This is a genomic window from Pseudomonas sp. S2_A10, from assembly GCF_054668465.1.
Map to the genome: position 1 here is coordinate 4,281,553 of NZ_CP162773.1, position 20,460 is coordinate 4,302,012.

At 58.8% G+C, this 20,460-nt stretch carries 18 protein-coding genes; 9 read left to right on the top strand and 9 right to left on the bottom strand.

All coding sequences use genetic code 11. The features are described 5' to 3' along the window. Positions 1–18: 18 nt before the first annotated feature. Complete coding sequence (locus tag AB4N41_RS19250) at positions 19–528, top strand: nucleoside deaminase (protein ID WP_095179608.1); 510 nt, start codon at positions 19–21, stop codon at positions 526–528. 168 nt (positions 529–696) lie between these two features. Here the strand turns inward: AB4N41_RS19250 and AB4N41_RS19255 are convergent, their stop codons facing one another. From AB4N41_RS19255 to AB4N41_RS19280, 6 genes are all read right to left on the bottom strand, one after another. Then, on the bottom strand, positions 697–945 hold the full coding sequence (locus tag AB4N41_RS19255) for a DUF6555 family protein (RefSeq protein ID WP_041480580.1): 249 nt from the start codon (positions 943–945) through the stop codon (positions 697–699). A gap of 84 nt (positions 946–1,029) precedes the next feature. Next, a complete protein-coding gene (locus AB4N41_RS19260) occupies positions 1,030–1,236 on the bottom strand; it encodes a hypothetical protein (RefSeq protein ID WP_370593551.1) in 207 nt (68 codons plus the stop codon). A 178-nt stretch (positions 1,237–1,414) separates the two neighbouring features. Further along, the gene (locus tag AB4N41_RS19265; RefSeq protein WP_252877893.1) at positions 1,415–2,347 is read right to left on the bottom strand and encodes an MBL fold metallo-hydrolase; all 933 of its coding nucleotides are present in this window, start codon (positions 2,345–2,347) and stop codon (positions 1,415–1,417) included. Between the two features lie 40 nt (positions 2,348–2,387). Then, positions 2,388–3,590, bottom strand: coding sequence for an NAD(P)/FAD-dependent oxidoreductase (locus tag AB4N41_RS19270; RefSeq protein WP_095179611.1), 1,203 nt, complete (start codon positions 3,588–3,590; stop codon positions 2,388–2,390). 223 nt (positions 3,591–3,813) lie between these two features. After that, positions 3,814–4,170, bottom strand: a complete 357-nt coding sequence (locus AB4N41_RS19275) for a response regulator transcription factor (RefSeq protein WP_056784799.1) — start codon at positions 4,168–4,170, stop codon at positions 3,814–3,816. Positions 4,171–4,266: 96 nt separating this feature from the next. Further along, positions 4,267–5,271 (bottom strand): GlxA family transcriptional regulator, encoded by a 1,005-nt coding sequence (locus tag AB4N41_RS19280; protein WP_056784802.1) that lies wholly within the window; start codon positions 5,269–5,271, stop codon positions 4,267–4,269. 199 nt (positions 5,272–5,470) lie between these two features. On the opposite strand from AB4N41_RS19280, the gene AB4N41_RS19285 reads away from it, so the two are divergent. Both AB4N41_RS19285 and AB4N41_RS19290 read left to right on the top strand, forming a co-directional pair. After that, positions 5,471–6,142 carry a response regulator transcription factor gene (locus tag AB4N41_RS19285; protein ID WP_056784803.1) on the top strand — a complete coding sequence of 224 codons (672 nt, stop codon included), beginning with the start codon at positions 5,471–5,473 and terminating at the stop codon, positions 6,140–6,142. Between the two features lie 56 nt (positions 6,143–6,198). After that, positions 6,199–11,661, top strand: a complete 5,463-nt coding sequence (locus AB4N41_RS19290; protein ID WP_056784805.1) for a trifunctional serine/threonine-protein kinase/ATP-binding protein/sensor histidine kinase — start codon at positions 6,199–6,201, stop codon at positions 11,659–11,661. A 57-nt stretch (positions 11,662–11,718) separates the two neighbouring features. On the opposite strand, the gene AB4N41_RS19295 is transcribed toward AB4N41_RS19290, so the two are convergent. Beyond that, on the bottom strand, positions 11,719–12,483 hold the full coding sequence (locus AB4N41_RS19295) for an SDR family oxidoreductase (protein WP_252877894.1): 765 nt from the start codon (positions 12,481–12,483) through the stop codon (positions 11,719–11,721). A gap of 116 nt (positions 12,484–12,599) precedes the next feature. On the opposite strand from AB4N41_RS19295, the gene AB4N41_RS19300 reads away from it, so the two are divergent. Then, positions 12,600–13,544, top strand: coding sequence for a GlxA family transcriptional regulator (locus AB4N41_RS19300; protein ID WP_252877895.1), 945 nt, complete (start codon positions 12,600–12,602; stop codon positions 13,542–13,544). Between the two features lie 12 nt (positions 13,545–13,556). Here AB4N41_RS19300 and AB4N41_RS19305 read toward each other — a convergent pair whose 3' ends face one another. Next, positions 13,557–14,324 carry a sulfite exporter TauE/SafE family protein gene (locus AB4N41_RS19305; RefSeq protein ID WP_457263509.1) on the bottom strand — a complete coding sequence of 256 codons (768 nt, stop codon included), beginning with the start codon at positions 14,322–14,324 and terminating at the stop codon, positions 13,557–13,559. A 143-nt stretch (positions 14,325–14,467) separates the two neighbouring features. Beyond that, on the bottom strand, positions 14,468–15,442 hold the full coding sequence (locus AB4N41_RS19310; protein ID WP_252869237.1) for a hypothetical protein: 975 nt from the start codon (positions 15,440–15,442) through the stop codon (positions 14,468–14,470). Between the two features lie 143 nt (positions 15,443–15,585). Here AB4N41_RS19310 and AB4N41_RS19315 point away from each other — a divergent pair, with 143 nt between their 5' ends. From AB4N41_RS19315 to AB4N41_RS19335, 5 genes are all read left to right on the top strand, one after another. After that, positions 15,586–16,452, top strand: coding sequence for a LysR family transcriptional regulator (locus AB4N41_RS19315; protein ID WP_095179615.1), 867 nt, complete (start codon positions 15,586–15,588; stop codon positions 16,450–16,452). Between the two features lie 124 nt (positions 16,453–16,576). Continuing rightward, positions 16,577–17,137, top strand: a complete 561-nt coding sequence (locus tag AB4N41_RS19320; RefSeq protein WP_095179616.1) for a nucleotidyltransferase family protein — start codon at positions 16,577–16,579, stop codon at positions 17,135–17,137. A gap of 617 nt (positions 17,138–17,754) precedes the next feature. Next, entirely contained in the window at positions 17,755–18,114 is a 360-nt protein-coding gene (locus AB4N41_RS19325) for a DUF6124 family protein (protein ID WP_252877897.1), read from the top strand. A gap of 138 nt (positions 18,115–18,252) precedes the next feature. Next, positions 18,253–19,794, top strand: a complete 1,542-nt coding sequence (locus tag AB4N41_RS19330) for a phospholipase effector Tle1 domain-containing protein (RefSeq protein ID WP_056784821.1) — start codon at positions 18,253–18,255, stop codon at positions 19,792–19,794. Further along, positions 19,794–20,450: a DUF2931 family protein gene (locus tag AB4N41_RS19335; protein ID WP_460137906.1), complete on the top strand. Its 657-nt coding sequence runs from the start codon at positions 19,794–19,796 to the stop codon at positions 20,448–20,450. The genes AB4N41_RS19330 and AB4N41_RS19335 overlap by 1 nt, the downstream gene beginning before the upstream one ends. Positions 20,451–20,460: the final 10 nt, after the last annotated feature.

The following is a 20,460-nucleotide window of genomic DNA, read 5'->3' on the forward strand; positions in this document are numbered from 1 at the left end:
ACTGCCCAGGAGTTACCCATGAATCAATTCACTCAGCTTGTCCCGGCCGGCGTCAGCGATCTGGACCTGGCATTGCTGCGCCAGACCATCGCCCTGTCGCAGGCGTCGAAACAACGTGGCCGGCACCCGTTTGCGGCGCTGGTGGCGGACCGCGACGGCAACGTCATTGCCGAAGCGGGCAACAATTCGATGCCGCCGGAAGGTGATCCCACCCAGCACGCCGAACTGGTCGCGGTGGCTGCGGCGGCGAAGCGTTTGTCACCCACGGAGCTGGAGGCGTGCACGCTGTACACCAGCGCCGAACCTTGCTGCATGTGCGCGGGCGCGGTGTATTGGACCGGTGTCGGGCGAGTGGTGTACGCGTTATCGGAACATGCTTTGCTCGGGCTGACCGGCGATCATCCCGAGAACCCGACGTTCTCGTTGCCGTGTCGCGAAGTGTTTGCCAGAGGGCAGCGCACGGTGAGCGTTTTCGGGCCGATGCTGGAGGAAGAGGCGGCTGAGCCGCATAAAGGGTTCTGGTCTTAGTTGATATGGATCGTTCCCACGCGGAGCGTGAGGAACGATCAGTTTCGCGCGGTCAGGTACTGGTCACTTCACCGGGACGATAACCGCACATTCCCCAGCGGAATGCCCCCCTGGTCTGTTGTGGGGCGCCTGGCTGACTTGCAAGCTCAGCCAGGCGACCCGATTTGCCTAAGCCTCCGTCCAGTCCAGCGCTGCGGTCTCGCGCCACTTCACCTCCGTAATCCCATAGCGCTCGGCCTGGGGTTTGGAAACCACTTTCAACGGTGGTTTACCCGGTTTCGGAATCGGCGCAATACCGGCGTCACAGCTCGCCCAATGCCAAGCGTCGGCGTTGCGCATACTCTTGGCGCGGATGACGAATGATTTTGGCTGGTCGTGATGTTTGTATTCGATGACGAAAATATCGGTGCTACGCATGAGTTCCTCCTTACGCTCATACGTAAATGATTTTGTCCGACAAGAAAAATTCAAAGGATTTTCTGGCCAGATGATCATCGTCACTCAGCGCTCTGAAACGCGGTTCTTCATGAAGCCGCGCAGGTTCATCAGGAACAGGCAAAGCTGCAGAACGATCAGCGCGTAAGCCCCGGCATGGACGCCCCAGATCACCCACAGCAAATTGCTCAGACTGAAACAAACGAAGCCGCTCATGCGCCGTTGCGGTCGTTGCGAACCGATCAGCCAGGCGGCCAGAACGGTGACCAGCATCGCCGGCCATTGCACCCAATCCAGATATGCCAACACTCCATCCTCTGCTCAGATTTGCTTGATGCAGAAAGGGTACACAGCAACCGAAGTATGGTCACCGCCCGCACGGTTCTGCGTAGCAATGGCGGTGAAAAAGGTTTCGCCCGGCAGAAGCCGGGCGAAGATTTCAGGCGCGCAATCAGTAATCCCAAATCGCAGGTATCCAACGGAAAGCAGCACCATTGATCGCGACCCTACCCACCGAAGGGAAGGCCAGATGCGTGGCGACAAACAGCTCGCCGCTGGCGGCGGCTTCCTTGAGCATGCGCACGCGCACTTCCACCGATTTGGTCGGATCGTGTTCGAAACCGTTGTGCCAGTCAGGGTGATCGAACGCCACCGGGAACAACGCGTCACCGGCAAAGGTCAGGCGCTCGCCACCGGAGTTGACGTAGACCACGCAGTGCCCTGGCGTATGACCACCGGTGAGTTTTGCAACTACGCCCGGTGCAACCTGACATTCGTCTTCGAATATGTGCAACTTGCTTTCATAGTGGTTGATGAACGCGTTGGCGGTGCTGCGCAGGACGTCTGGTACTGGTGCGGGCATGTCGGTGCTGGTGAAGTCTGGCGTGGACCAGAAATTCACTTCGGCAGCGGTGACGTGGATGCGCACGTCGTGGCGCAGACGGCTCTTCACCGAGTCGACCAGTAGGCCGCCGATATGGTCCATGTGCATGTGCGTGATGACGATATCAGTGATGTCGGCGAGGTCCACCCCGGCAGCGGCCAGGCGCTTGGGGAACTGCCCGGCGCGCGGGAAACCGGGGAATTGGCCACCGAGGCCGGCGTCGACGAGGATGACTTGTTCGCCGCTACGCACCACCAGCACGTTGAGCGCCCAGTCGAAGGCGTCAGGGCCCAGATACATTTCCTTGAACCAGGCGGCACGGTCGGCGGGGGCGGCATTGGTTGACATGGTCTGGGTCGGCAACGGCAACACGCCGTCGCTGATCACCATCACGTCAATGTCGCCCAGGCGCAGGGCGTAGCGCGACGGCACCAGTTCTTCGCTTTGCGTTTGCAGGGCCACCGCGCGGTTGGCGGTGAAGGAATCCAGATGCAGGGTCATGGTGTTCTCCTTGTTCTCAGGGCTAAAGCGGAGGGTGAAATCAGGCTACAGGGATCAGCGGATCGGCGGCCGCGAGGGCGGCGCGACGTTCGGCGGCGGGCGGGTAGATCCACACCGTGTTGATCTGCGTCTTCAGCTCTTTGGCTTCGGCCTTCACCAGTTTCAGCTGACGATCCCAGCCTTCGGTGTACACCGCGCCCCAGGCGCCCAGATCCAGGCAAGTCACGTACTTGGGCTGGCGATACATTGTCGGAGCGACGCCGAGGATATCGGCGGCGGCGTTGTTGCCGGCGTAGCGACCCAGGCTGATCGCATGCTGGCAAGACATCGCGGCATAGTTGCCGAGGTCGTCAGTGGCGGCGCGAGCGACATCACCGGCGGCAAAGACGTGATCGATGCCGTGCACCTTGAGGTTGCCATCGACATGCAAGCGGCCCTGGCCATCGCGTTCGGCGTCGAGTTGTTCGGTGAGCGGGCTGGCGCGGAAACCTACGGTCCAGATCACGGTGTGGCTTTCGATGTGGCGGCCATCGGCGAGGGTGACGCCATTGGCATCCACAGCGGCAACGCTGGCATCGACGATCCATTCGATACCCAGGTCATTGGACGCCTCGATGATCGACGGGCGAATGCCATCGCCCATGGTCGCAGCGATGTCCTTGCTGCGATCGACAATGATCACGCGCAGGTCTTGATCCTCACCGAGAATCGCGCGCAGGCGCGCCGGCATTTCCGTCGCAGTTTCAATCCCGGTGAAACCGCCACCGGCGACCACCACGGTGTTGCGCGCAACGCTGGGCGGTTGGTTGCCGAGGGCGATGAGATGGCGTTCCAGACGCGCCGAGGATTCGATCTGATCGACATCGAACGCATGCTCCTTGAGGCCAACCACCGGAGGCCGAGCGAGCTGGCTGCCGCTGGCGAGAACCAGCCGATCGTAGGCCAGTTCACCCGGACGCCCGGCCTCGTCGCGGTAACCGATTCGGCGCGCCCGGGCATCGATGCTTTCAGCGGTGCCTTTGACGAAGCGCACACCCACCGCATCGAACAGCGCGTCGAGCGGCGCGTACATGCTGTGCACGTCCGGCTCGTAGAAGCGCGGGCGAATACGCAATTCCGCTTGCGGGGCGAGCAGCGTGATCTCGACATCCTGACGGGCATGCATATCCAGCAAACGCGCAGCGCTCAGCGCACTCCACAGCCCGCCGAACCCTGCACCGATCACCAATAATTGCTGTTTCATAATGTGCTCCCTGACGCTGATGGATGGATGACACCCGAGTCCGATGCGGACTCTGGCGTGACGATCACTGGCCGCCGTAACTGCTTGCCGTACTGCCTGGCGCTCAATCGCCCGCTGTGTAGAGCCATGCTAGGGCGGGGAGGCTACGAGCGCAGTTGTCCATCGGTGTGCGTGGGGTACGCATGGGTGGAAGGGGGGTATACGAAGGTATGGGGAAAAAGGATCAACCCAGCGCTTTTTCCAGGCAGGCGAGCAAACGTTCAGCCTGAAATGGCTTGGCCAGACACGCGATGACCCCGGGTACGCTGTTGGGCATTTTGCCCGCATGCGCCGACACAAAAATCACCGGCATCCGCCAGCCTTGCGCCCGCAGTGCATCCAGCATCTGCAAACCACCCATGCCCGGCATCTGAATATCGGAAATCAAACAATCAGTCTGCGCCGGCCCGTCCGAGTCAAGGTAGTCCGCTGGCGCCGCATAGCAGAACACCTGATACCCCGACGCTCGCAGCAGGCTGCTCAGCGATGTGCGCATTGCCTCGTCGTCGTCCACTACCGCAATGACATGCGTCTTGTACATAAAGCTCCCGGGCCGGGCGGCCGAGCTGGTGACTCCTGTCGTTCTTGCACCATACGCTGATGGCCAGCGGGCAAAACTATACGTAGGTATAGCGGTTCAGCCATCGCGGCTGAAGCGACTGCGGTAGTCGCGCGGGGAGATCGACAGGTGGCGCTGGAAGCAGGCGCGCAGGCGTTCTTCATCGTTGAAGCCGCAGAGACGGGCGATTCGTTCGATTTTGTGCGGGGAGTTTTCCAGCAGGCGTTTGGCCGCTTCGAGCCGGAACAGCTCGAGCGCTTTCGACGGTGTGCGCCCGGTGCGCGCTTTATAGACCCGCGTGAAGTTGCGCAGGCTCATTGCGGCTTGCTCGGCGAGGCGCTCCACCGTCAGATTCGGGTCGCCGAGGCGCTCCATGAGCCAAAGGTGCAGATCATCGAACATCGCAGCGTCCTGCGCCTGCGATTGCAGCAGCGTGCTGTATTGCGCCTGGCCGCCGGGGCGTTTGATGTACACCACCAATTCCCGCGCGACTTGCAACGTCACTTCACGGCCGTAATCGGCCTCTACCAGCGCCAGCGCCAGATCGATCCCGGCGGTGACTCCGGCCGAGGTCCAGACCTTGCCTTGCTGAATGAAGATCGCGTCGGCATCTACCTCGACCGCTGGAAAGCGATCGCGCAAAGCGTCGCACATCGCCCAGTGAGTGGCAGCGCGGCGGGCGTCGAGCAATCCGGCCTGAGCCAGCAGAAACGCACCACTGCACACCGAGACCACGCGGCGGGCGAGGTGAGCATGGTCCTGCAGCCAGTCGCTCAGTTCGCGGTGCTCCTCAAGGGTCTGGCAGATGTCAGGGGCGCCGGGCACGACCAGCGTGTCCAGCGCGGTGGTGTCGAGCGTGGTTAACGCTTGGGTGTCGATGGCCAGCCCTTCGACGGTCGGGATCAAGCCGCCGCTGAGGCTGGCGGTGTGCAGTTGATAACCGGGCTGCCCGCGCTCGACCAAGGCTTTGCTCGCCGCCCAGAACACGGTCTGCGCACCGCTGAGATCGAGCAGGCTCAGCCGTGGGTAGGCGATAAACACCACGTCGCGCGGGGCCGTTGTAAAAGCGGGATGAGTGGACATCGCGGGCCTGCCTGTTTGCAGCGCTAGAGGCGGGACTGCCTCAGCCTGGCCGATTTTCAGGGGTTTCTGGCCGGCCGGCAATGGTGCTGACTGTTAGCCTGATTGCTGACCGTCCGGCCGGTGTCTGGCTGCGGTGGCCATCCTGAACTAGATTTATTGACCAGCCCAATGCGTGCTGCGATCTCGCCGAGGAGACACAATGACCTTGTGGTCGCATTCCAGCCCTGCGCAAAGTCCCGATGTGCTCGGCGAACCAGTGGTGTACGTGGTCGATGACGATGCCTCGATGCGCCAGGCGCTCGACAGCTTGCTGCGCTCGATCGGCTTGCAGGTGCGAACCTTCGACAGCGCCGGAGATTTTCTCGCGCAAGCGCAACGTGAGGTACCCGGTTGCCTGGTGCTCGACGTGCGCCTGCGCGGCGAAAGTGGCCTGACGTTTCAGGAACAGATGGAAAAAAATGGCTTGCGCATCCCTGTGGTGTTCATGACCGGCCACGGCGACATCGCCATGAGCGTCAAGGCGATGAAGGCCGGCGCGGTGGATTTTCTGGCCAAGCCGTTCCGTGATCAGGACATGCTCGACGCCGTGGCCAGTGCGTTGGCTCGCGACCGTGCGCGGCTAGCAGCCGAACACTCCGGCGCCGTTTTGTGTCGGGCTTACCAAACCCTGACCGCACGTGAGCGCGAAGTGCTCGGCTTCGTCATTGCCGGGCTGATGAACAAACAGATTGCCGGACAGCTCAACCTCAGCGAGGTCACGGTCAAGGTCCACCGTGGCCAGGTCATGCGCAAAATGGCCGCACGTTCAGTGGCCGATCTGGTGCGTATCGCAGAAGCGCTGGGCATCGAGCCTGTCCAGCGCAACCCCTGAGCGCTGGCGACGTGCAACTCACCGTGCGGCAAAAAACCTGAGCAGTGTTGACGCAGATGGCCAGCAGAAAACAGATTTTGTGGGACGACGGCGAGCGGGTGCTGTCCCGTGAGCGCGGTTCGAATGATGGCAGCCTACTGGCGGTGCGTCCGGCGATGGGCCAGCCATTGCCGAGCACCCTGGAGCGTCTGGCGCATGAATACAGCCTCAGGGACGACCTCAATCCTGCCTGGGCGTTGCAGCCGACAGCTTTCGAGCGTACGGGCACCCGAGTTCGTCTGCTGTTCGACGATCCGGGTGGCGAGCCGTTGTCGCGATTGCTGGTCGCTCCGCTGGATATCGAAACCTGTCTGGAATTGGCCACGAACATCGCCAAGGCACTGGGCCATATGCATCAGTGTGGTCTGGTGCACAAAGACCTGAAACCGCAGCATGTCTTTGTCCATTGCCATGACGGGCAGGCGCGGCTGACCGGCTTCGGCCTGGCCACGCGCTTGCCACGGGAACGGCAAGCGCCCACGCCACCGGAATCTATCGCCGGCACGCTGGCTTACATGGCGCCGGAGCAAACCGGGCGGATGAATCGTTCGATCGATTCGCGTAGTGATCTGTATGCCTTTGGCGTGACGCTGTACCAGATGCTCACCGGCTCGCTGCCGTTCAGTGCCAGTGAACCGATGGAGTGGGTGCATTGCCATATCGCGCGGCTGCCAATGCCCGTGTGTGAACGGGTGGCGACGGTGCCGCCGATGTTCTCGCGAGTGGTCATGAAACTGCTGGCGAAAACTGCCGAGGAGCGCTATCAGAGCGCAGTCGGTGTCGAGCATGACTTGCGCCGTTGCCTCGATGACTGGCGCCGTATGCGGCAGATCGAGACGTTCACGTTGGACGAGCAGGGCGCCTGCGAGCGCTTGCTGATTCCGGAAAAACTCTACGGCCGCGAACACGAAGTGCAAACGTTGATCGATGCCTTCGCCAATGTGGTGCAGACAGGCGCGCCGACACTGGTGCTGGTATCCGGCTATTCCGGCATCGGCAAATCGTCGGTGGTCAGTGAACTGCACAAGGTGCTGGTGCCGTCGCGTGGCTTGTTCGCCGCCGGCAAGTTCGACCAGTACCAGCGCGACGTGCCTTATTCGACTCTGGTTCAGGCCTTTCAGGGGCTGGTGCGGACGCTGTTGGGCAAGCGCACCGACGTACTGGCGGGCTGGCGCGAAGCACTGTTGCGGGCACTGGAAGCGAATGCGCGGTTGATCACCGATCTGATCCCCGAACTCAAGCTGATCATCGGCGAGCCGCCGCCCGTGCCTGAGTTGGAGCCGCAACAGGCGCAGCAGCGGTTCCTTCAGGTCTTGCAGCGTTTTATCGGCGTGTTCGCTCAGTCCGAGCATCCGTTGGCGCTGTTCCTTGACGACCTGCAATGGCTCGACGCGGCCACCCTTGATCTGCTCGAAGATTTGCTCAGTCGCGCAGAGACCCCTCATCTGCTGCTGGTCGGTGCTTATCGCGACAACGAGGTAGATGGCGATCACCCACTCAGCCGCACACTCAAGACCCTGCATCACGCCGGCGTACACATTGACGAAATTCGTCTGGCGCCACTGGCTGGCGCGCACATCGAACAACTGATCAGCGAGTCACTGCGCTGCCCGCCGGCGAGCATTGTCGCGCTGGCGCGGCTGGTGCTGGACAAGACCGCTGGCAATCCGTTCTTCGTCATCCAGTTTCTGCACGCCCTGGCCGAGGAGAAGCTGCTGACATACGAGCCTGCGTGCCAGCGCTGGCGGTGGGATGTGCACCTGATCAACGGCAAGGGCTACACCGACAATGTCGTCGATTTGATGGTCGGCAAACTGGCGCGGCTGCCCCAGGAAACCCGCCAGGCGCTGCAACAACTGGCCTGCCTGGGCAACGTCGCGCGTCTCGACACGCTGGCCACAGTCCTTGATGTGCCGGTGCCTCACGTTCACTCCGCATTGTGGCCGGCGGTGCGGCTTGAGTTGGTCGAGCGTCAGGACGGTGCCTACAGGTTTGTGCATGATCGCATCCATGAGGCGGCGTATTCGCTGATCGCTGAAACCGAACGGGCGCAAATGCACTTGCGCATCGGCCGGCTGCTGGCACTGCAAACCCAGGGTGAGCGGCGCGAGGAGGCGATCTTCGAGATTGTCGGCCAGCTCAATCGCGGTGCGCATCTGATCAGCCTGCGTGCCGAGCGCGAGCAACTGGCCGAGTTCAACCTGCTCGCCGGCCAGCGAGCGAAGGCCTCGACCGCTTATACCTCAGCACTGACCTATCTGGGCGCCGGCGCAGAACTGTTGGGCGAGCAGGGTTATGACAGTCGGCATGAACTGGGTTTCGCTCTGGAGCTGAACCGTGCCGAGTGCGAATTTCTCACCGGCCAACTGCAGCTTGCCGACTCGCGCCTGGCGACATTGGCCGAGCGCGCCGTGACCACCGTCGAGCGCGCGGCGGTGGCGTGCCTGCAGATGGATGTCTACTTGCTGCTTGATCGCAGTGACCGGGCGGTGACGGTGTGTCTGGCCTTTCTGCGTCAGGTCGGCATCGATTGGCCAGCGCGTCCGGACGATATTCAGGTGCGCGACGAATATCAGCAGGTCTGGACCAGCCTGCGCGGGCGCAGTATCGAGCAGATGATCGACTTGCCGCTGATGGAGGATCCTGCCGCGCGGGCCACCCTCGATGCGCTGGGCAAACTCTTCGCGCCGGCGGTGCAGTCGGATCTGAACCTCGCCAGCCTGACCATTTGCAAAGCGATCAGCCTGAGCCTGCAATATGGCAACTGCGACGCCTCCTGCCTGCTCTATGCCAACTTCGGGCGCGTGTCGGGGCCGCGTTTTGGCGACTATGCCGCTGGTTATCGATTTGGCCGTCTGGGCTGCGATCTGGTTGATCGGCGCGGGCTCACGCGTTATGAGGCGAGCACCTGGTTGTGCTTCTCGATCTTCGTGGTGCGCTGGATGCGGCCAGTGCGCGAGTGCCGCGAACTGTTGCGCCGTGCGCTCAACGCGGCCCATCGCAGCGGCGATCTGCCGTATGCCGCGTTCGCCGGAAACAGCCTGATTTCCGATCTGTTGTTTATCGGCGAGCCGCTGGCCGAGGTGCAGGCGCAAGCGGAATCAGGGCTGGTCTATGCACAAAAGGTCGGTTTCGGTCTGGTGGCGGATTTCATGCGCTGCCAGTTGACGCTGATCCGCATGCTGCGCGGGCAGACGCCGACGTTCGGCTGTTTCGACGATGACGGGTTCGATGAAACAGCTGTCGAGGCGCATCTGGCCGGTTCGGCGGATCTGGCGCTGGCGCGCGGCAAGTACTGGGTACGCAAGTTGCAGGCGCGCTATCTGGCCGGGGATTACGCGGCGGCCGCTGAGTGCGCGGCCCAGGCGCAGGGACTTTTGTGGGTGGTTTCGGCGTTTTTCGAGGAGGCCGAATACCATTTCTACGCGGCGTTGACCTTGGCGGCCCACGGCGAAACTGACGCCGGTGCTTTGCAGCGTCTGGGTCAACATCATGAACAGTTGCAGACGTGGGCGCGCTTGTGTGCAGAGACCTTCGCCAGTCAGGTGGCGCTGGTCGGCGCGGAAATGGCGCGCGTCACCGGACAGTTGCTCGAAGCCGAATTGCAGTACGAGCAAGCCATTCAATTGGCTCAGGACAATGGTTTGCTCCATATCGAAGCGCTGGCCAACGAACTGGCCGCACGGTTCTACGGCGCTCGCGGGCTGGTCAGGATATCCCGGGTTTACCTGCGCGACGCACGCTACGCCTATCTGCGTTGGGGGGCTGCTGGCAAGGTGCGGGAGCTGGAGCGACGTCATCGTTTTCTGCGTGCCGAAGAGGCGCAACCGAATCCGGTCACCACGCTCATTACGCCAGTTGAACATCTCGACCTGGCAACGGTGCTCAAGGTCTCTCAAGCAGTCTCCGGCGAGATCGTCCTGGACCGTTTGATCGAAACGGTGATGCGCACCGCGATCGAACAGGCCGGGGCCGAGCATGGCCTGCTCATTTTGTTGAACGCCGACATTCCCTATGTCGCTGCGCGAACCCGTATCGGCGACGGTGCCACGCAGCTGTGCAACGCGCCGCTGCACACGGTGGCGCTGGCAGAGTCAGTGCTCTACCAGACGCTGCGCACCGGCGAAAACCTGTGCCTGGACGACGCGGTTGCCGATCCGCTGTTCGCCGCTGATCCATACGTTCAGCAACGAGGCGCGCGCTCGATCCTGTGCCTGGCATTGATGAATCAGGCGCGGGTCGCCGGGGCGCTGTATCTGGAAAACAACCTGTCCGCCGGGGTGTTCAGCCCGACGCGTCTCGCCGTGTTGCGCCTGGTGGCGTCGCAGGCAGCGATCTCGCTGGACAACGCGCGCCTGTACCGCGACCTCGCCGAGCGAGAAGCGAAGATCCGTCGGCTGGTCGACGCCAACATCATCGGCATCATCGTCTGGGGCGTGGAAGGGGAAATCATCGAGGCCAATGACGCGTTCCTGCGCATGGTCGGTTACACCCGTGATGAGTTGCTTTCGGGCAGTGTCCATTGGCGTGACATGACCCCGCCGGCGATGCGCGCTAACAGCGATATTGCACTGGCAACGGCGATCCACACTGGCCGGGCCCAGCCATTCGAAAAGGAGTACATCCGCAAGGACGGCAGTCGGCTGCCGGTGATTGTCGGTCTGGCTGCCTTCGAAGCGAGTCAGCAACAGGGCCTGGCCTTTGTGCTGGATATCAGCGAACGCAAGCTGGCTGAAGAGCAAGTGCGCGAAGGCGAGCGTCGTTATCGTCAGGTGCAAACGGAACTGGCCCACGCCAATCGTGTGGCAACCATGGGTCAGTTGGCCGCATCGATTGCCCACGAAGTCAATCAGCCGATCGCCGCCACGGTGACCCATGCTAATGCCGCGTTGCGCTGGCTCGGTGCAAAGCCACCAAATATCAACGAGGTCGAGCAGGGCCTGCGGCATATCATTCTCGACGGCAACCGCGCCGCCGACGTACTCGGGCGCATCCGCGCGCTGATTCACAAAACGCCACCGCAGCGTCAGCCTGTCAGCCTCAATCTGCTGATTGAAGAAATGGTCGGTTTCAGCCGGGGCGAAGCGCTCAAGCACGGCGCCGAAGTCAGCGTTGAGCTGGCGGCAGATTTGCCTTTCGTAGTGGCGGACCGGGTCGAACTGCAACAGGTGTTGCTCAACCTGATCATCAACAGCCTCGAAGCCATGACGATCATGGCAGAGGGGCAGCGACGTCTGCTGATTCGCAGTGAGGCGCTGGGCGATAACGTGCACATCAGCGTCAGCGATTCGGGGCCGGGCTTTGCCTGCGAGCGGGCGGAGCAAGTGTTCACGGCGTTCTTCACAACCAAATCCACCGGGCTGGGCATGGGCCTGTCGATTTGCCGCACGATCATTGAAGGACATGGCGGCAAATTGTGGGCCGAGCGCAATGAGCCGAGGGGGGCGCGGGTGGTGTTTGGCTTGCCGCGTTGTGAATGAACATGATCAACAGCCAGGCTACCCGGGCATTGAGCCCGGATGTTTCTGTCGGTGAGTTCAGGCCACCGGAATAGGATTTTCCAGCAGCGACAGGTTGAACTGCTCGATCAACCCGTGCTCGTTCGCGCCCTGGTTGGCTCGCAGCGGCAGCACTCGGTCGACCAGCACTTCGGTGGTGGCGGTTTCCAGCTTGATCAGGGTTTCCTCGATGAACTCGTCCAGCGGCATGGCGCGCTCGTCGCCGCTCTTGTGAATCAGGTCGGTATCGACCCAAGGTGGCGCGATTTCCAGGACCTTGACGCTGGTGTCGCGCAGCATGAAACGTTGCGACAGCGAGTAGGAATGGATCGCCGCTTTGGTCGCCGAATACAGCGCCGTGGTCGCCAGCGGCAGGTAGGCCAGCACCGAGCTGTTGTTGATGATGTAGGCCTCGGGCTGGCGCTTGAGGTGTTCGACGAACGCGGCGCTGACGCGCACCGGGCCGAGCAGGTTGGTCTGCAACAGACCTACTGCCTGCACATCGTCGTAGGCGCCGGAACCCGCGTTGTCGAAGGGCATGATCCCGGCGTTGTTGATGATCACGTTCAACGACGGATGGCGGCGGATGACTTCGGCGGCGACGTCCTTGATCTGCTGCGCATCGTTGATGTCCAGCTGCACGGTGTCGATGCCCGGATTCGCCTGGGCAATCTCTGCCAGCAGGGTCTGGCGACGACCAGCGATGATGACCTTGTTGCCGCGCTGATGCAGGGCCTCGGCCAGTGCGCGGCCGATGCCGGAAGTGCCGCCGGTGATGAAGATCGTGTTGGCTTCAAGTTTCATGAGCTGCGTCCCGCGAGTGGATTGATTGGAATGCAAGCCATGATGGAGAAAACCTGCTCCGACCTGAATGACGTATGTGGTAGTGTTTCAGGACATTCAACAAACGGAGCGCGACCATGCATCGAGTCGGCTATCTGCTCACGGAAGGTTTTCAGGTGATGGCGCTGGCGACCCAGTCGGTGTTCGAGTTCGCCAACATCGTCACGGGCAAAGCCGTGTACAAGGTGCAGAACTTTTCCCAGGCCGGCGGCATCGTCAGCTCCTCGCTGGGCTTGCACGTCGATACGTTGCCGCTGACGCAAGCGGGGCTGGCCGACAGTTGGCTGGTGGCGGGAACGCTGACACCGCTGACGCCGCCCGATGCTAATGTGCTGCACAGCGTGCGCGGGCTCGCCGACGGCGCACGCCGCGTGGCCGGCATCTGCACCGGCTCGTTCGTACTGGCGCAGGCGGGCGTGCTGGACAACCGCCGCGTGACCACGCACTGGGCGTTCGCCCCGGCGCTGCGCAGGATGCATCCCTCGGTGAACGTCGAGGACGACCGGATCTTTATCATCGACGGCCCGGTGTGGACGTCGGCGGGCATGACCGCTGGTGTCGACATGGCGTTGGGCATGGTCGAAAAAGATCTGGGCAGCGACATTGCGCGCTCGGTGGCCCATCGGCTGGTGATGCATCAGCGCCGCTCGGGCGGGCAGTCGCAGCACTCGGAATTGCTGTCGCTGTCACCCAAATCCGATCGCATTCAGAGTGCGCTGGATTACGCGCGCAAGCACCTCAATCGCCCGTTGAGCGTCGAAGAACTGGCCGAAGTGGTGCACCTGAGTCCGCGGCAATTCACCCGCGTGTTCACCGCCGAAACCGGCCAGTCTCCGGCCAAGGCGATAGAGAGCCTGCGCCTGGAAGCGGCGCGTTTGCTGATCGAGCAGAGCAATCACAGTCTGGATATTGTTGCCAGAGAAACCGGGTTTCGTGACCGTCGGCATATGCGCGAGGTGTTCATGCGCGGCTTTGGCGTGCCGCCGCAGGCGGTACGGCGGGATTCGCGGCGGAGGGTATGACGTGACCAGGGTCTACGAAAAAATGTTGATCCCCATTCTGCCGATCAGGAATACGAGCAGAATCAGGAAGAAAACTCTGATGAAACTGCTTCCATACCGTAATGCCAAAAAGACACCGGTCAGTGCACCGGCCATATTGCATAAAGCAACTATGCCGCCAATCGCCCACAAGACATTACCGGAGGGGATAAAAAATATGAGCGCAGCGCTGAACGTCCCCAGGTTGACCAGTTTTGCAGAGGCTGATGCATTGAGGAAATCAAAGCCAAAGACCTTGACGAAGATAAACAGCAGCAGGCTGCCACTGCCCGGGCCGAAGACACCATCGTAGAAACCGATCAGGCTGCCAAAGAAAACTCCAAGGCAAATGTCTTTCTTTCCGAAGTGGCGGTCGGTGCCTGCCAAACCAAGTTTTTTTTCCATAAACGTGTAGATAGCCATGACTATCAATATGAAAAAGACGACGATCTCCATCAATCTTTTAGGAACAAGGGATACCGAGAGAGCTCCGAGAAAAGAAAATAAAAAAGCGGCGAGCATGGTCGGAAGCATTAAATTCCAGCGAATTTTTATGCGCTTCAGGTAACCCGATATTGATGAAATATTGCCTGCCAGAACGGCCAGTTTGTTGGTGCCGAAAATGGTGGCAAGGCTGTACTGGGGTAGAGCATGTAGAAGTGCCGGCACCTGTACCAGGCCCCCGCCACCGACCGCAGCGTCTATCAGGCCACCACAAAACGCGAAGAAACCCAATGCAAGAACAGCGTGTTCAACATCCATGCGATAGATCCCTGCGGAACGTCATTTGGCCGGAAGGTTCATGAGTCGCTCGTGGTTTGGTTTAAATATCGTCAAAACATGCCGATCATTCTCCAAGCTCACATTATGAGAGTTCATCGGCATGCTTCGTTAATCCATAGAGATCAACAGGTCATAATCCGATGCATGGCGGAGAATGCATTGCCGACTCTTTCATTGTAATTGAGCATGATGCCCTTCAGTCGCGCAGGCTTGAATTCCAGACCTACCGTCTGACCGTAAGCTTGCGCGGCCGCCAAGGCATGCAATCCGTGTTTGTTCTCAACTTCTCCGGAGTGCCCCATTACGTAGCCTTTGGCGTTACGCAGGTTTTGCGTGTTTGTCCTCAAGAACGGATTGGCCGCGAGGAGCTTTGCTTCAATATATTGAGCGATGAAATTGTATTCACGACCGTTCCACAGTTCAGATGAGATTGAAACCATCATCGCATCCATAATTGAAGATTTGTGTTCCTGCGAGTTTAGTGCCGTTTTATGCTTGGCGACCCCGGTGTTGTATAGGAAGTCCGCGAAGTCATTGCATTCAGCAATTTTGAATTGTTCTTCAACCCAGGCTGACGCACCAAAAGCTGCAGTCATGTAGTTGTACATTCCGTCATGGCCCTGATGTCCAAGACCGAAATCATCTTTCGCCACTTCATGCATATGCGCCATGACATTGTGGTAACCCTCACGTCTGTCGGCAGATACCGATATCGCATCCGCCGACAGGCGCATGATGATTTTTGCCGAGACAAGGCTGGTGGTTTTATGGGTTTCATTCCACCCATTGAAAAAGCTCAATACCGACGAGTCTATTACTGGCTTATCGAGGAACGCCCTGAATGCGCTTTCAGCCGCCAGTTGTGCGTCTTGCGTGATGGAATGATTGAGTACCTCAAGCATGGCGTCCTGTATCTCAGCAACGTTGCCGACGCAGGCCAGCAACGGTTGACGCCGTTGGTTTTCTTCTAAGGTACGTCCGGGAATTTTCAAGTTGCGTATGTGCTTGGGCAGGGCCTGGATAAATGTCTCGCCAAATTCTTGCATGGATTTATGTTCAAGCGGTTCCAAACGACTCTGTGGCGATGCTGAGCTCATGATGTGTCCTTCTCCCTAAAGACCTATGAAATGTTTGGTTTTAACGCACTTTCTTGCCTTGCAGCGGCGAAATTAGCCCGATTTGTTGACCTGCGACAAGTGACTTATACTGACCCAATCATTCATTTTTAATGAGCGTTTACATGGAGTTTTCGCAACTGGTCATGTTCAAGGCAGTAGCCGATCTGGGCAGTATCGTCCGTGCCTCGGAGCGATTGCACTGCGTGCCGTCCAACATCACCAACCGCATCAAGCTTCTGGAACGTGAGCTTGGAGTTGACCTGTTTATAAGGAAAGGCAGAGGATTGATCATCAGCCCTTCAGGTCGGCTTTTTCTCGGCTATACCAACAAAATCCTGTCTTTGTGCGAAGAATCGCAACGAGCGCTTGATCCGTCGTCAGCTCCTTCGGGAGAACTCAGGATTGGTGCCATAGAATCATCCGCTACCGGCCGGTTACCCAAAGTGCTATCCAGGTTTCATCAACTTTATCCGGCTGTACAAATGCAATTCAGCACTGGCGATTGGTCACAATTATCCGCAGAAGTGGTCAACTACACGTTGGACGGGGCAATAATTGCCGTCAGGCCAGAACATCCGGACATCGAGAGTCTGGAGATCTATGAAGAGGATCTAGTGGTGATTGCCTCGCCGTCCGCGGGGGTGATAAACCAGCCAGAGGACCTGCGCGGTGTGGATTTATTCATGTGGCCTGAAGGATGTCCCTACAGAAAGGCTTTGGTAACCTGGCTGGAGCGGTACAAAGTTTTCAATCCGATAACAAGCATAGCCAGTTATGGCACCATCCTTGGCTGCGTAAGTTCAGGCGCCGGGATATCGTTGGTGCCGAGAGGCATGTTTGAACAGTTCCGCCAGCTCGGCGGTATTCAAGGATTCTTCTTCAATGACTTAAAGCCTGTGCAGAATTATTTTATCTGGAACAGGCACGTTGAATCTCATCGCGCAAAAGACAAGTTTGCCGATTTGCTCAAGGAAGAGTTCAAGGTTTGAGAAGTGGGCGGCAGTTGGCCCTATCCTGCAAAGTTCGCCTGCACTCGTCATTCAGCACAAGGGACCGAGCCCTTACAGAGACCACTGATAGGCTCTCGCAACCATGGTCATTGGATTGAAATAAATGAATCTGGAAGCGCAACTGCGGGATCTGATTGCTGAAGATCTCGTCCGCATGCACATCTTGCGCATAGTCAGGGATCTCAACTTGCCGGACTGCTGGGTTGCCGCAGGTTTTGTGCGCAGCCTGGTTTGGGATCATCTGCATCAGCGCCAACCTTCGCCGTTGCCCGAGGACATTGATGTCATATGGTTTGACAGAACACGTCCCGGTGATCAAACGGATTTGGCCGTGGAGGTCGAGCTTGCAGCACTGTGCAGTGACTTGAAGTGGTCGGTGAAAAACCAGGCACGCATGCACCAGCGGAACGCCGATGCGCCTTATGGGGCGGCTGCGGATGCAATGACGTTCTGGCCGGAAACTGCTACGGCAGTAGGTGTCAGGCTTGATCGGCATGGTGCGATAGAGGTTTCGGCGCCGTTGGGGCTGGAGGATTTGTTTGCGCTGAAAGTGCGGCCAACCGCCCGATTTGAAAGTGATAAATACGTGGTGTTTCTGGAGCGCCTGCAGTCGAAGAGATGGCTCGAGATCTGGCCGAAATTGACGCTCGTAACGCAGGGTTGATGCCGCCCCGATTGATCGTTTAAACCGATAAGGAAATCTTTATGCATCCCGACCTTTCGTAGAGCGCTCGGGTTTTTGATTGAGGCTTTGAAGTACCAGGGACAACTAGCGGCACACGACCGAGGAGCAAAATGGAGATTGACCCGCTGCTTAAGAAGCGACAGTTGAATGTGCAGGAGCAGAATGCTGTGACTGCCCATCGCCTGATCCCCTTGTAGGAGTGAGCCTGTTCGCGATGACGCCAGCCCATTCACCGCCACATAAACAGAAAACCCTTAGCCCGTTTAAACAGTAAATCAAGCATTAAGCAAACGGCTACAACGCCTTGCGCCATTCCCTACGACTACGCCAGAATCCGCCGGCTTGTGCGTCTAGGTCGCGGGTTCTATCGTCTGTCGGTCGCTGAAAAACAGTGATCGGGTTTGGTAGCCCGCCATAACTAGTCGCATCGCGCACCGTTCGCAGACCGGCTTCAGGTCGCTGCTCAATGGTGGCCATGCGCAGGACACCTTCGGGTGTGCCGGTTCCTAGTTACCGGTCTACCAACCCGCGTATGGCCGCCACCTTCGTTTGGTAGCGAATGTGAAGGCTCCTTTTAGCTAACTAGGAGTTTCACCATGTTCAAAGTCACACCCAATCCCCCAACCACCGACCCCGCATCCCCCTACGAATCAAGTGCATCGAAAAAACTACACGAAGCCGCCGAACGCGCCCTCGATCACTACCTCGGCCCGGCAGACATCCTGGCCAGCACCAACACCCCGGAACAGATGTTCCTCGCCAACCCGAAATACGACACCGAATCCCTGCTGGCCAACGCCAGCGAATCCCTCGGCTCGGCCACCACCATGCTCTACGACTTCGCCGCGCTGCTCGACAACCCGCGCCGCAAAACCCTGCTAGGCATCGCCCAGGTCGTCATGCTCGGCGAAGTCGCGGTCAATCAGGCTTTGGACAAAGTCGAAATAGCCAAATAACCCGCAATGCGACGAGCGCAAAACCTCGTCGCAACACCCGGGCGCACCACGGCTGGCACACGGCCACGGCTTGCACCACCCGGGCTCGACTGTCACCCTTCGGGCCGTTCTTCAAGGATCAGAACAAGGAATCAAGGATTGAGTGGTTACGTTCCAAACCCGCCGAAAAACTACCGCTACGAACAAGCCAAACCCGTCGACCTGCACGCCCAGCACTGGGCCGAATATGAGAAGCACGGGAAAGAGCCCGCGCGCGAGCCTGAGAAGATAGGCATTGCGTTGAGGATCGGGGTTTTCTTTGATGGCACTGGCAACAATGCGAACAACTCTGCTGCGGGGTTGTTGTGTGGTGCTCAGCATCCGATTGCGCCTGAGGATATTCCTCCCAGTTGTCAGCCCTATATGGGAGATCCGGACAGCAGTTATGGCTCTGGCGCGACGAATATCAAAAAACTTGCCGATCTGTATTACGAGGCTCCGATTGCTGATGGAGAAGGGCCTATAAAACAGGTGTCACGCCCGTTATATATCGAAGGCATCGGTACTCAATCCAACGAGAAAGACAGTATCGTCGGTCAAAGCACGGGACGTGGAGAGACGGGAGTAGCCGGTAGGGTGCAGACTTCGTTTACGTTCATCAAACAGGTTGTTGAAGACGCCCTGCAAGAAAATCCGAACAGTGAAATTGCCTCGCTAACTTTTGACACTTTTGGATTCAGTCGAGGTGCAGCGGCGGCACGTCATTTCTGCAATGAAATTGTACGAGGCAAGCAGGGGCCGTTAAGGGATCTGCTTAGCACTTACGCCCATAATTTCAGCCGCACCTTTCTAGATCAATATGGCAGCAGTATCCGAATGGGCTTCATCGGTCTATTCGACACCGTGCCGTCTATTGCCGGTTTCACTAATTTCGGTAGAGTGCAAAGCCCCATTGCTCCGGGCATTAAACTGTATCTCGACCCTCGCTTCTTCAAGGATGTTGTCCACTTGGTGGCGCGCGATGAATGTCGTGCCAATTTCGCCCTCAGCAATGTCAATCCCGATTATCCAGAATATGTTTTTCCGGGCGTGCATTCGGATATCGGTGGTAGCTATCTCGACGAAGTCGAGGAATGCGTATTGGTCAGTCCCATGCAGAGACTTGATGTATGGAGCAACACTGACGTTCAATCAACTTCGATCTATCAGGACGCCGCGATGGTGAAAAAACAATGGGTCGCCAAAGGATGGCCTGCCGATCTGTTGGAAATCGTAACGCCCCCCGCGCTTGCTTTGCCGCCCGATCCGCAAGATCGTTTCGGGCCTAAACACAAACGTGTATACGCTGGGCTTCAGCTCAAACGCCCGGTCAGTGGCAAACTCTCAAGGGTTTATTTGAGAGTCATGTATCAATTGGCCAAAGAAAAAGGTGTTCCTCTCCACGATATTCCCGAACGACCCGAGTACGCCGTTCCCCAGGAGCTGCAACCGCTTTGTGAAAGATTCATCGCCGGTGACTTCAGCACCACAGCTGAAGAGGAGAAATTGCTGCAATTGAAATACATCCACACATCTGCCAACTGGAATCACCCGCAAGGAAGGCGGGACGGCAGCGGCCTGAAAGCTGTTTATATCAATTCACCAACGGAAAATGGCATTCGCATGCAGCATCCTCATGTAGCTGACTGGAAGCTTTGGTAATGAGAATATTCTTGGCTCTACTGGGCGTTTTGGCCTTTACCGGCTGTCACGCGACAGGCTCCAATTCAGGTGAAAACGATCCCAAATATCCTTGGTGGGAACTGGCGTTTATCAAGCCCAATTTCATGAACGTTTGGGTCGAAGACAGCTCAGTGGAAGACATCAACGGTCGAACGTTTCTGCGAGCCGGGGGAGGAAACGCCAGCGGCGCTGAACCAAATGACGACAAAGAATCCGCGCGCGGTTGGGTAGGTGTGGGAGGTACGGGGAAACCGGTTATTGGCGCAGATCTGCCCAAGCGAATTTTCGTCCGTTGGCAGTCTATACCCGAGCAAAAAACCTACCGGGCTTGGGTGGATTTTCCTGAGGAAGCCAGACGAGTAATGGTGAAATCTACCCATCAGCGCTGCGCCGAAACTCCCGACAGGACAGCGCGCTTCATGGCTTCTGTGTATTTGGGACTCGCACCAGGTGGCATAGTCCAGGTCTGGGTCAGAGATCAGTGTCGACGCCCGATCAAAGTCGCCCGCACCCAAGCAGAGTTGGAACCGCTGGGGCCGGAGTTGGGCAAGAACGGTGGTCAGTATGCCTATCCCGTGAGTGAAAAGGCCAAACGATACATTGATAAGTTCGGCATCCCGTACGGTAGCTGGTAAATGACGTGGA